This is a genomic window from Gottfriedia sp. OAE603, assembly GCF_040543965.1.
In the GTDB taxonomy this organism is placed as follows: Bacteria; Bacillota; Bacilli; order Bacillales; family Bacillaceae_G; genus Gottfriedia; species Gottfriedia solisilvae.
Genome location: NZ_JBEUNN010000001.1, coordinates 2,283,573 through 2,296,092 on the forward strand (window position 1 = coordinate 2,283,573; position 12,520 = coordinate 2,296,092).

Below are 12,520 nucleotides of genomic sequence, written 5' to 3' on the forward strand. Positions count from 1 at the left end.
TTAACAAATTTTACAATTTAAAAGTAAAAAGCAAATCTGTTAAAGACAATTGGCATTTCAAAAATCAATATTTCACCTTATTTCAAACTTTCTACTAGATCACTTAAAACGGACCATCGCTCCATTTTATTTTCTAGTTTTCCTTCTTTTTCTTCAATTTCCTTTGACAGTTTAAAAGCTTCTTCAAAGTTTGAACCGACCTCTAACAACTTTTCATTTAGACTTTCGATCTCACTTTCTAAGTTCTCAATATCAGATTCAATACTATCCCATTCTTTTTGCTCTTGATATGTTAAGCGCTTTTTCTTCTGTTCTTTTTGATACACTGGTTTTTCAACTATTGCTTTTTCTAATTGAATTTCTTTTGATTCAATTGTTTTACGTTCTAAATATTCAGTATAGCTCTCTAACGTTGAAGAAACTTTCCCATTTCCATCAAAAATAAGTAGTTTATTTGTGACTTTATCTAAGAAATATCGATCATGGGAAACCGTTACAACAACCCCATTAAAGTTTTCGATATAATCTTCAAGTACTGTTAATGTATCAATATCTAAATCATTTGTTGGTTCGTCTAGTAATAATACATTCGGTGCTGTCATTAATAGTTTTAATAAATATAGCCTTCTTTTTTCTCCACCAGAAAGCTTACCAATTTGAACACCATGAGAATGAGTTGGAAAAAGAAATGTTTCTAACATTTGTGATGCAGAAATTGTTTTACCGTCCGGTGTATAAATAACTTCTGCTTCTTCCTTAATATAATCAATTACTCTCATTGTTGGTGATTGAACCTCTTGAATTTGAGAATAGTATGCTACTTTTACTGTTTGACCTGTTTCTATCTCACCATCATCAACTTTTTCTTTACCAATTAACATTTTTAGTAGCGTTGTTTTACCTGCACCGTTTTCACCAATAATACCAATATGGTCATTTTGAGTTAATAATAGATTAAAATGATCTAAGATCTTCTTCTCGCCATAGGATTTACTAACATCCTTAAACTCAACAACCTTTTTCCCTAATCGCGTTTGCTTAAAGTTCATTTCTAATTCAACTTGCTCTTGTTGACCCATTTTACCTGATAAGTCTTCAAATCTTTGAATTCTAGCTTTTTGTTTAGTTGTTCTTGCTTTTGCACCTCTGCGCATCCAAGCAAGCTCTCTTCTAAATAAGTTGTTTCTTTTCTCATTTGTTGCAGCTTCCTGTTCTTCTCTAGCCGCTCTTTGTTCAATATAGTACTGATAGTTTCCTTCATAGCGATAGATATTACCATTCGATAACTCTAAAAGAGCAGTTGTCACTTCGTCTAAGAAATAACGATCATGTGTTACGAATAAAACAGCATTTTGAAGTCTCTTGATGTATTCCTGTAAAAATACAATACATTCATAGTCTAAATGGTTTGTAGGTTCGTCTAGTATCAGTAAATCACAGGGATGAATTAAAGCTTTTGCTAGTGCTACTCTTTTTTTCTGACCACCAGAAAGTAAGGTTACATCTAGGTTTAAATCGTTTAAACCAAGTTTAGATAAGATCGTTTTTGCATTTGCTTCTAAATCCCACGCATTTTTCGAATCCATTTCTGCCTGCAAAGTTATTAACTCATTTTGTAATGTATCATTTACTGGATCAGCCTGTAGTTTTTGAAGCGTTTTTTCATAATTTTTTACTAAAATCATGATTTTATCTTCACTTTCAAAAACTGCCTCTAAAATGGTTTGGTTTTTATTAAAATCCTCGTGCTGTGGTAAATAACTAATGACATAATCTTTCGGTTTAATAATTTTCCCGTCATCTGCTGATTCTGTACCTGCAATAATTTTTAATAAGCTTGACTTACCGGTTCCATTAACACCTAATAATCCGATTTTTTGCCCTTCACTTACGGTAAATGAAATTTCATTAAATAAGGTTTTTTCGCCGTACGTTTTCATTAAATTTTCAACACTTAATATTTTCATTTTGTAAAATTCCACTCTTTCATAAATTGTTCAATGAAATTCTCCACGTATGAATGTCTTTCTTTTGCCATCTCATAAGCACTGGGCGTATTCATTAATTCTTTTAATTTTAATATCTTTTCATAAAAATGGTGAAGTGACGAACTTTGATCACTTCTATATTCTTCCAAAGTCATATTTTCTCTAATTTCAAAGTTTGGATTAAACATGCTACGATTCTTTTTTCCACCATACGCGAATGTTCTCGCAACTCCAATTGCACCAATTGCATCTAGTCGATCTGCATCTTGGACAATCTTTCCTTCAAGTGTATTTGGTATGACGCCATTTCCACCTTTAAATGAAATGTTTTCTATTATGTAAATAATTTCTTTGACTTGATCACTATTTTGTAAAAGATTAGAGAGTGTTTCAACTAATTGCTCCTTCTGACTAATTAGGTCAGTGTGAAGCTTATCATCAATCACATCGTGTACGAGTGCTGCACATTCAACGATAAATTCATCTGCTTTTTCTCTTCGAGCTAAGTGTACAGCTAAATTTCTAACACGGTCGATATGATACCAATCATGACCACTACTATCTCCGTTATGTATATTTCGAACATAATTTTCTAAATTGGAAATAATTTGTTGCTGATTCATTCTTTGTCCTCCCAAGAATAGACTAGAGTTATTATAACATTTTTCTTCGAATGAAAAACAATGAGAGTATGATTCTAGTACGATAAATGTGCGATAAAAAACCTCCACATAAATATGTGAAGGCATTTTTTTATGCTTTTAATAATTTCTCAACTGTTGCTTTCATATCCTGTGGGTTTGTTTGTGGAGCTACTCTCTCAACAACTTCACCATTTTTATCAATAATAAATTTTGTGAAATTCCATTTGATTGATTTTAGTCCCATGATCCCAGGAGCGTTTTTACTTAAATATTTAAAAAGTGGGTCCGCATTTTCTCCATTCACATCTACTTTCCCAAAGATTGGAAAAGTTACACCATAGTTCAATTCACAAAAGCTTTGAATTTCTTCATTTGAACCTGGTTCTTGATTCATAAATTGATTACATGGAAATCCAATTACAACAAGTCCTTCATTTTTATATTCTTCATAAAGTGCTTGAAGATCTTTATATTGAGGAGTGTATCCACATTTACTTGCAGTATTTACTACGATGACAACTTGATCTTTATAATTTGATAAAGGTATTAATTGTCCCTTACTATCCTTTACTTGAAAATCATAGATACTCACTATACATTCCTCCTATTTCCATTTACTTTTATAGTAATTTTTTTCCAACTAAATGTCTAATTTTAAAGTCTTATTTTAAAAATTTCTTTAATCTATTATAGTTAAGATATAAATTTGTACTCTCTACACCATTTTTACATATGAAATTGGAGGAATGAAAATGAAAAAAATAGGCGAACTGACATATTTAATAGATCTATATGATCTTTCTTATCCGAATCGAACAGGCAGTTATGTCATACTTTCAGAAGAAATTACGTTAATTGAAACAAGTGCTAGTCCGTCACATGAACACTTATTAAATGGACTAAACGAATTAAACATTCCACTTGAAAAAGTTAAACATTTGATTGTGACACATATTCATTTAGATCATTCTGGTGGAGCAGGCTTATTAATGGAGAAATGTCCAAATGCTACCCTCTATGTTCACCCAAAAGGAGCACCCCATTTAGAAAATCCAACTAAGTTAATAGCAAGTGCAAAACAAGTTTATGGAGAAGATTTCGACCGCTTATTTGATCCAATCCTTCCAGTGGACCAAAGTAAAATCTATTCAGTCCAAAACGGCGAGGAGCTTATGATTGGAAAGAATCATAAACTGTCATTTTTATATACGCCTGGCCATGCAAATCATCACATTTCAATCTTTGATCATGATAGTAAATATATGTATACAGGTGATACAATTGGGATTTATTATCCACAGTTAGAAAATGAAATTGGACCGTTTGTCTTACCATCAACCTCACCTAACCAATTTTCATACGACTTAATGATTGAATCTCTAAATTTAATTAAATCATACAAACCAGATGCCATTTGTTTCGGTCATTATGGCTTATCGAATCAAACACAGTTTATCTATGAAACAATTCCTTCTTATCTAGATTTTTTTATGAATAAAACAACTACAATTATTGAACAACATCCACATTTAACATTCTATGAGAAAAGTACATATTTGAGTAATGCTTTATTTGAAGAGATTAAACAAGAATTAATTAGCAAAAACATTCAAGCTGATCATCCTGTGTTTAACATCATGAAATTAGATATAGAAGTTTCAGCAATGGGACTAATTCTTTCAGTTGAAAAAAATATAAAAAGAAATTAAAGGTTACATTGACTGTTTTAAAGACCATTTCGTAATCGACTTGGTCTTTTATATTTGAATTTCCCTTGCAAAATGATTTTTTACTTTATAAAAAAAAGCGTGTGTTCATACACACGCCTTTAAATATATTATTATTTTGTTTGGACATCATGTTCTTAAAATGTAGATACTATATTATTTATGTTTTTTAAACTTTTTTACATTATTTTTAGAGCTTTTATTTGTCGGCAATTTCTTGTTATTTTCGATTCCTACTTTATCTTCTACTTTTTCAGACATTTCAACTTTTCGTACTTCACCATGTGTAACAGATAATTGTTCGAAAAATAACTTTTGTGTTCCTCTTAGTGTAAATAGATGTTTCTTTTCACGAGGAGTTACTAAATTAATAACAGTACCTTGGTTCCCCATTCTACCAACACGACCGCTACGATGAGTATATTGTTCAACCTTTTCAGGTACATCTAATGTAACGACATACGGTAAGTCTTGAAGATCGATACCTCTTGCAGATACGTCAGTTGAAAATAACAGCGATGTTTTCCCTGATTGAAGGTCTTTTAATACTTTACTTCGTTCCATTTTACCTAATTTCGAATGAAGCACTGCTGTTTTTATCCCTCTGAAGTTTAATTTTGAAGCATAGCCTTCTAATTTAAATGGATCATTACTAAATACAAGTGCTTTCATATTTTCAATTGATCCAATTCTTCTTAGTAATTCTAATTTTTCTCTTTCTTCACAAGGAATAAATCCGTGCATAATATTACCTTCAAGACTTTGATCTATAGTTATTTCAGTTAAGTTCGTACTTTGTTCTTTTGCAAACTGCATCGCTTGAGGAGTAATTGTAGCTGAAAAGAATAATAATTGACGATCTTTTAATGTTGCTTTTACAATTTGAGGAAGGTCTTTTTGATCGTCTGTCTTAATTAATTCATCAACTTCATCAAATACAATCTTTTTAACGCCATGCATTTTAAGTTTCTTCAACTTAATCAGCTGCGAAATTCTTCCTGGAGAGCCTACTATAATTTTCGGCTTTTGTTTAAGCTTCTCAACTTGGCGTTTAACATCAGCGCCACCAACAATTGAAGCTACTTTTATATTTGTATTTTGAGTGTAGTCTTGCACAACTTGGAAAATTTGCATTACCAACTCACGAGTTGGCGCCATAATGACCACTTGAGGATTTTCCTCATTCTCATCAATTAGTTTAAGTAATGGTAATACATACGCAAGGGTTTTACCTGTACCAGTTGGCGATTGTACAACAACATCTTTTCCTTCTAAAATTGCCGGAATCGCCTTTTCCTGGACAGAAGTCCATTTAGTAATATTACTTTCTTTTATTTTTAAAATTGTTTTTTCTGTTAACTGAAAATGTTCCATTTAAATCTCCTTTAATATTTCTCATCAAACCATTGTAACATTATTTCCGTAATATGTATCAATTCTTCTAATTGATCAAATTCATCTTCTGTAATTTTATTGATAAATTTAATGATTAACGATGTTTCTGTTTTATTTTTCTCAAAAAATGATTGTTTAATGTTATGAAAAACGTTGAATTGTTGTGCTGTGTGATTTTGCAGTAGCATTAAGCTTCTTTGTAGGATTTCAGCCTCTATTTCTTTATTGAAAAAAAATGTTTGTTCTACATAACAACCAACATCTTCGCTAGAAGTTAACAATTCCGAGTATAAATCTTTAGCAGTTGCTGCTAAAGTGAATTTACAGCTAACATTGCTTTTCAAATTATTCTTCTTATACGTAATCGAAAATTCACGATTCATTTTCGATAAATTCATAAAGTCATCTCTATCGATAATGAGATAGTCTCCGTCTAAATCCTTATCATATAAGATTCCTTCAACAATCACTTTCATATTATCAAATGCTGTTGGATCAAACATAAATATTTCCCCTTTACATAAGAAAGAGGATATCCAGTAAATTGGTATCCTCTACCTCTTTTTTAAAAATTAGGTTCTGTTTGAAACAATGTTAATTTCCGTTTCTGGATACTAGCTTTCCATGAGGGGAGAGCAATTAACGGAACCAAAAATTAAAATAATCCTAAAGCTCGGCCATTTTCATCAACATCCATGTTTAATGCAGCAGGTTTTTTTGGTAGCCCTGGCATTGTTAGTACATTTCCTGTTAAAGCAACAATAAAACCTGCTCCAATAGACGCCTTTAATTCTCTAACTTCTACCTTAAACCCAGATGGTCTTCCTAATGCTTGAGGCTGATCAGACAAAGAATATTGAGTCTTCGCCATACAAATTGGAAGATTTCCCCAACCGTTTTCATTAAATTCTTGAATTTGTTTTTTTGCTTTTGTAGATAAATTAATCCCGTCAGCACCATATACTTCCTTCACTATTTTCGTGATTTTAGTTTCAATAGAATCATTTAAATTGTATAAATATTGAAATGGCTCTTTCGGGTTTTTAAGTAATGAAACAAGTGTCTCGGCAAGTGAAACGCCACCTAATCCACCATGTTCCCATACTTCTGTTAGTACAACATCTATATTGTTTTCCCTGCCCCACTGTTGAATAAAACTAATTTCTTCTTCGGAATCAGTTATGAATTTATTAACAGCAACAACAACAGGGACATTAAATTTTCGAATCGTTTCAACATGCTTTTCTAAATTACAAATTCCTTCTTTAATCGCACTAACATTTTCAGTCGCAAGTTCAGTTTTATGTACGCCACCATGCATTTTTAAAGCTCTTATTGTAGCTACTACTACAACTGCATCAGGAGTAACACCTAGCGCTCTTGTTTTAATATTTAAGAATTTCTCCGCACCTAAATCTGCTCCAAAACCTGCTTCTGTTATGACATAATCACCTAATTTTGATGCCATCTTCGTTGCGATTACACTATTACATCCATGAGCTATATTGGCAAATGGACCGCCATGAATAATTGCAGGTGTATGTTCAATTGTTTGTACAAGATTTGGTTTAATTGCGTCTTTTAACAATAATGTTAAAGCGCCTTGAACATTCAAATCTCCAACAGTTACTGGTCTTTTTTCATTAGTATAAGCAACAACTATGCGTTTTAGACGAGCTTTCAGATCTTGAATATCAGAAGCTAAACATAAAACAGCCATAATTTCAGAGGCTACAGTTATATCAAATCCATCTTCTCTTGGTACCCCTTCAGTAGGTCCACCAAGGCCGATTATAATATTTCTTAATGCACGATCGTTTAAATCCACAACACGTTTCCAAGTAATTCTTCTGATATCAATATCAAGTTCATTGCCTTGTTGTATATGGTTATCAATAAAAGCTGCAAGTGCATTATTTGCTGTTGTAATTGCGTGAATGTCACCATTAAAATGCAAGTTGATATCATCCATTGGTAAAACTTGAGAATATCCTCCTCCAGTTGCCCCTCCTTTTACACCCATTGTAGGTCCTAATGAAGGTTCACGTAATGCAACAATCGCTTTTTTCCCAATTTTATGAAAAGCTTGTGCTAATCCAACAGTTACAGTTGATTTCCCTTCACCTGCTGGTGTCGGATTGATTGATGTAACTAATATTAACTTTCCATCTACATTATTTTTTAATCGTTCTAATACTGATAATGATAATTTTGCTTTATAATGTCCGTAATTTTCAACATCATCCTCAAATAAATCTAAATCCTTTGTAATATCTGATATTTTTTTCATTTTTGATTCAAATGCAATTTCTAAATCTGACTTGCTCATTAAATCATCTCCATTAACTCTTCTTCGATATCCAAATTATAGCATGATTTGACACTTTTTTCATTTTATCATGATCCATTCAAAAATAGCGTTTGATGTTTGAATTAGTAATTCTTTCTACTTATCAAAGATCCGCTTAGATGCATACTAAATGTAAGGCTTAAAAGAAGGGAGTGGAATTATGTATCGTCATAAAAAAAATAAATTGAATAAACGAAATCATACATTTTCAGATGATCATAATGAAGAATACAGTACAGAATTCTATCCTACTAGGAATATTTACTATAGTGATACAGATTCTGAATCAAAAACGTATCTTTGGAAATTAGTTATTGGATATACCGCTCTATTTTTTTCACTATTTTCATTATTTTTAATGCCTGTTTTATTTGGTTTAATCGGTATTGTTCTAGGAATATATACTGTTACCAAAGGTCACTCAACCTTAGGTTATACTGCAATTGGATTTGGTCTCTTTTCGGTGGTCGTATCCATTTTCTACAATTTACTCTTTGTCTTAAGTGCAATTTTATAGCATAAAAAAGAGGATTCAAATGAATCCTCTTTTAAGACTGGCTTTATATCTATTTTTTTATAATTGACTATATATTGAATAAAGGATTCTGAGGAATCCTTTTTATACTTCAACAACGCTCCACTCATCATCTTTTTTAGAGTAAGTTAAGTTTGCAAAATGATTTGTTATTTCTTTATATTCTTCTACATTTTCTAACACTTCATCAACACCAGAGTAAAAATCAACGCGGAAAATAGGTATTTCAATTACCTTTCTATTTTCAACTCTTTCACTTATATCTATTATTAATCCATCCTCCATTAGAGGAAATAGTGTTAGCATAAGTTTTAGATTGATTGGTGTAATGGCTTTCGAACGTTGAAAAATGTTTAAACTTCTACGTTGAAGATGAGACATTTTATATGAAATAACATTACACAACATAATGATAAAATCATTCATCCGTTTATAATAAACTTTTTGGTACATACCATCACTTATACTCATATAAGCAAATGAGTTATTTAATCGTGGGATAAATGGTTTATTTAATGGTTCTTTTTTATGAGCAAGATATAAAAGTTCTGCAATTTCTTTAGGCTCAAGTTCATCTAAGTCTGCTAATTCTTCGAAATCGATCCAACAAAGTTCATCATTTTCGGTTTGATCTAATATAAATTGATTTATATAATCTTTTTCAACATAAAAAAAAGAAGAATTCAGATTAAAATCTGACCATTGTACATCATGTTTTAATAAAAGAATATTTTGAAGTGGAAATGGCAGCCCTTGTACAAATTCTTTATAATTTATGCCAGAAGTAATAAAGCAATGATTATGCTTATCACCATAAATATAGATAATCTCCTTTACCGAATCAATTCCTGCCAACGAAAATGCCACCTTTAATTTTTTTCTTTATCATATCATATTTTATTGGATAATTATCATTGAATATGAAAAAATAGATTCTTTTTACCTACAAAAATTACTAATATTTGTCAATTTTTTAAAATAAAATGATTTTTTTCTAGTAATTAGACAGGAGGTCTACATAAATCAGTTGTTTTTGTTTGAATTGGTTCTTTTGTTACAGATTGAATGCTCCAAACTCCATCGTCGTTTGAAAAGTTGAACTTTACTAAAGTATAGGGTGGATTTTGTTGTGGTTTATATGCGACCAATTGAATTGTTGCTCCAAAAACATAAGTACCATTATATTTTTTTTTGATACTTGTAATTGCTGCACAATTATATTTTTCACCTGGTCCAAACATTTTGAACAATTCCTTATTAATTGTTGGAAATAAAATCGATAATACTGCATCTTCAAGAACTTCATTTTGCGCAGTCACTGCATATGTAGGTTTTGAATTTAAAAATAATAAGAAAACAAATAATATAATTATTTTTTTCTTCATATACTGACCTCCATTACATAGATTTTTGATTTACATACATTCTATTCTTTACAATTTTGAAAAGGTTATGTTACAACTTTCTAAATATAAAGGATGTTTGATCTACTTCTGATGGAGATTGTTTCAGTGTGCAGTGAGCTCAGAAAAATTCTATAAATTACTAAAACAAAAGGTTTTGTAAAAGAATGATGATTTCCATTCCAGGTACTTCGTTACCATAGGGCGTGACCATGATCCTCATTTGGCAAGCCTGAGGGTTCTCAAGTTTCTCCCATTCTCACATAGAAGTCTTCGCACCTACCATTCCAATCACTTTCAGAAACAATTCATCTTTTTTTATACTCTAATTGTAATTAGCTAAATTCAACAATTTATTTAAAAAAAGCCAACAAAAAAAAAGAAAACTGCTTAGATTACTAAACAGTTTTCTAGTCTAATCATTTTTTTGTCTGCTCTTCTACAACTACTTCTTCTACTTCTTCTACTTCTTCATTTTTGAATTCTTCGCTAGATTCAACTGCGCTCGACTCTATAGCTTCATCTTCAACCTCAAATTCTTCTTCAAGAATCATTTCCTCTACTTCAACGTTGTCATCCTCAAGAATCATTTCTTCTTTTACAAGTTCATCCGTATTTTCTTTCTGTAAATCTGTTGTCTCAACGATATTCTTTTGCGTTGGTTCAATGATTTCATTTTGATTAATAGATTGTTCAGAAACAAAATCAAGACTAACTTTCTCGCTTGATTCATCGATAATAAACTGACTGATTACTTGATCTAATTGGCCAGCAAGTTCTGTTAATAGAACTGCACTTGATGCTACATCATCCATCGTTGCACTTTGTTCTTCTACTGAAGCTGCCGTTTGTTGAACACCAGCAACGCTTTCCTCTGTTACAGCTGCAACTTGTTCAATAAATTTCATTAATTCCATGCTACCGTCTTGCATTGTAAATAATGTAGTAGCAATCTCTTGAATTTCTAAGTTCATATTTTCTACTCGGCTATTAATACCATTAAACGTTTCACCAGTAGCTTCGATTGATTGTGTTCCTTTTTCAACTTCTTTAAATCCTGCATTTAGAGAAGTTGCCATTGTAGTCGCTTCTGTTTGGATTGATTGTACGATTGACGTAATATCCTGAACAGATAATTTAACACCTTCAGCTAATCTTCGAACTTCTTCTGCAACAACCGCAAATCCTCTACCTGCTTCGCCTGCTCTAGCAGCTTCAATTGAAGCATTTAAAGCTAATAAATTCGTCTGGTCTGCAATATCACGAATAACTTTAATTACTTTTGAAATTGATTTTGCGTGAGATACTAGCTGTTCCACGTTTTCAACTGAACCTTTTACTACATCATGAATGATTGTCATTTGTTGTAATGATTCATTCATTTGCTTATAACCAAGGCTTGTTCGATCTTGAACTTCATTTGAAGCTCCTTTTAATGTTTCACCTGCTTGTCCAGCAACAGACATTTTATCATTGAAATCACTCATCATTTCAGCCATTTGATTTGAAGAATCAGCCTGAATACCAGATCCAGTTGCTAATTCTTGCATTGTAGCTGCAATTTGCTGTGAACCTTTTTGAACATCTGAAGCTGATTGCGTTAATTCATTACTACGTTCGTTCATTTCAGTAGAAACATTATTCATTTGTTTAACAATACGTAGTAGATTTTCTTTTACTTTATTCGTCGCACTAGATAGTAAAGCAATTTCATCCTTACCTTCGAACACTTCATTTTCTACTGCTAAGTTTCCTTCTGAAATTTCATTAATAGAATGTAATACCTTATTCATTTTTCCATTGATTAATCGATTAGCAACATATAAAGCTATGCTTGAAAGTAGTGCACTAATTAGAACAGCTAAAACTAAAACTGATTTAACAGTTTTGATTGCACCTTGAACTTTATCATCAACTTTACTATTTTTCTTCTCTAAAATATTGATAATTTTACTAGAAATCCCATCAATATATTTTTGTGTACCGTATGCTTGTTGAACAAGCAATTTTACATATGAATCATCACGTTCATTAGCTGCTGGTACGATTTTCTTCTCTAAAATATCATTCATTAATGTATTATATTCCACTACATCACCAATAGATTTTTTGATTTCTTTATCATCGATTGTTTTAGTTGCTTTTTTAATTGATTTTAAAAACGCTTCATCAATCGCACGATAGCTGTCTAGTGATGCTTGATCTTTAAACGTAGCATATGCAGATAATGCTACATACTTTTTATAAAAGGTTGATGATAATTTTTCAGCCATTAATGCTTGCTGATTAATTTGATTTGCATTTTTATATTCCGTATGTATTGAGTTTAATAACCCAAATGTTAATGCTGATGAGACAACAAATACAGAAATTGTTCCGATCGTCACAATTCCATATTTCCCACTTATTCGAATATCTTTAAAACGAATCATTACAGAAAACCCCTTTATTATATATTTAATTTTCAAAAAATAATAT

General features: G+C 31.3%; 11 protein-coding genes. 2 read left to right on the forward strand and 9 right to left on the reverse strand.

What is annotated here, in order from left to right:
* Positions 1-77: 77 nt before the first annotated feature.
* From ABID96_RS11490 to ABID96_RS11500, 3 genes are all read right to left on the reverse strand, one after another.
* Positions 78-1,967, reverse strand: coding sequence for an ABC-F family ATP-binding cassette domain-containing protein (locus tag ABID96_RS11490; RefSeq protein WP_192602172.1), 1,890 nt, complete (start codon positions 1,965-1,967; stop codon positions 78-80).
* Positions 1,964-2,611 (reverse strand): HD domain-containing protein, encoded by a 648-nt coding sequence (locus ABID96_RS11495; protein WP_192602173.1) that lies wholly within the window; start codon positions 2,609-2,611, stop codon positions 1,964-1,966. Before ABID96_RS11495 ends, ABID96_RS11490 begins: the two co-directional genes overlap by 4 nt.
* Before the next feature lie 130 nt (positions 2,612-2,741).
* On the reverse strand, positions 2,742-3,224 hold the full coding sequence (locus tag ABID96_RS11500; RefSeq protein ID WP_087999496.1) for a glutathione peroxidase: 483 nt from the start codon (positions 3,222-3,224) through the stop codon (positions 2,742-2,744).
* A 160-nt stretch (positions 3,225-3,384) separates the two neighbouring features.
* Here ABID96_RS11500 and ABID96_RS11505 point away from each other — a divergent pair, with 160 nt between their 5' ends.
* Positions 3,385-4,341, forward strand: a complete 957-nt coding sequence (locus tag ABID96_RS11505; RefSeq protein WP_192602174.1) for an MBL fold metallo-hydrolase — start codon at positions 3,385-3,387, stop codon at positions 4,339-4,341.
* A 174-nt stretch (positions 4,342-4,515) separates the two neighbouring features.
* Here ABID96_RS11505 and ABID96_RS11510 read toward each other — a convergent pair whose 3' ends face one another.
* The 3 genes from ABID96_RS11510 to ABID96_RS11520 all read right to left on the reverse strand — a co-directional run bounded on the left by ABID96_RS11510 (position 4,516) and on the right by ABID96_RS11520 (position 8,083).
* Positions 4,516-5,733, reverse strand: coding sequence for a DEAD/DEAH box helicase (locus ABID96_RS11510; RefSeq protein ID WP_192602175.1), 1,218 nt, complete (start codon positions 5,731-5,733; stop codon positions 4,516-4,518).
* Positions 5,734-5,744: 11 nt separating this feature from the next.
* Complete coding sequence (locus tag ABID96_RS11515) at positions 5,745-6,257, reverse strand: hypothetical protein (protein ID WP_192602176.1); 513 nt, start codon at positions 6,255-6,257, stop codon at positions 5,745-5,747.
* 152 nt (positions 6,258-6,409) lie between these two features.
* Positions 6,410-8,083 (reverse strand): formate--tetrahydrofolate ligase, encoded by a 1,674-nt coding sequence (locus ABID96_RS11520; protein ID WP_192602177.1) that lies wholly within the window; start codon positions 8,081-8,083, stop codon positions 6,410-6,412.
* Positions 8,084-8,264: 181 nt separating this feature from the next.
* Between ABID96_RS11520 and ABID96_RS11525 the strand changes: the two genes are divergently transcribed.
* On the forward strand, positions 8,265-8,621 hold the full coding sequence (locus ABID96_RS11525; RefSeq protein ID WP_087999491.1) for a permease: 357 nt from the start codon (positions 8,265-8,267) through the stop codon (positions 8,619-8,621).
* Positions 8,622-8,723: 102 nt separating this feature from the next.
* Here ABID96_RS11525 and ABID96_RS11530 read toward each other — a convergent pair whose 3' ends face one another.
* The 3 genes from ABID96_RS11530 to ABID96_RS11540 form a co-directional block, all read right to left on the reverse strand.
* A complete protein-coding gene (locus ABID96_RS11530; protein ID WP_087999490.1) occupies positions 8,724-9,494 on the reverse strand; it encodes an oxalate:formate antiporter in 771 nt (256 codons plus the stop codon).
* A 146-nt stretch (positions 9,495-9,640) separates the two neighbouring features.
* Positions 9,641-10,024, reverse strand: coding sequence for a DUF3888 domain-containing protein (locus ABID96_RS11535; protein ID WP_192602179.1), 384 nt, complete (start codon positions 10,022-10,024; stop codon positions 9,641-9,643).
* A 437-nt stretch (positions 10,025-10,461) separates the two neighbouring features.
* On the reverse strand, positions 10,462-12,474 hold the full coding sequence (locus tag ABID96_RS11540; protein WP_192602180.1) for a methyl-accepting chemotaxis protein: 2,013 nt from the start codon (positions 12,472-12,474) through the stop codon (positions 10,462-10,464).
* Positions 12,475-12,520: the final 46 nt, after the last annotated feature.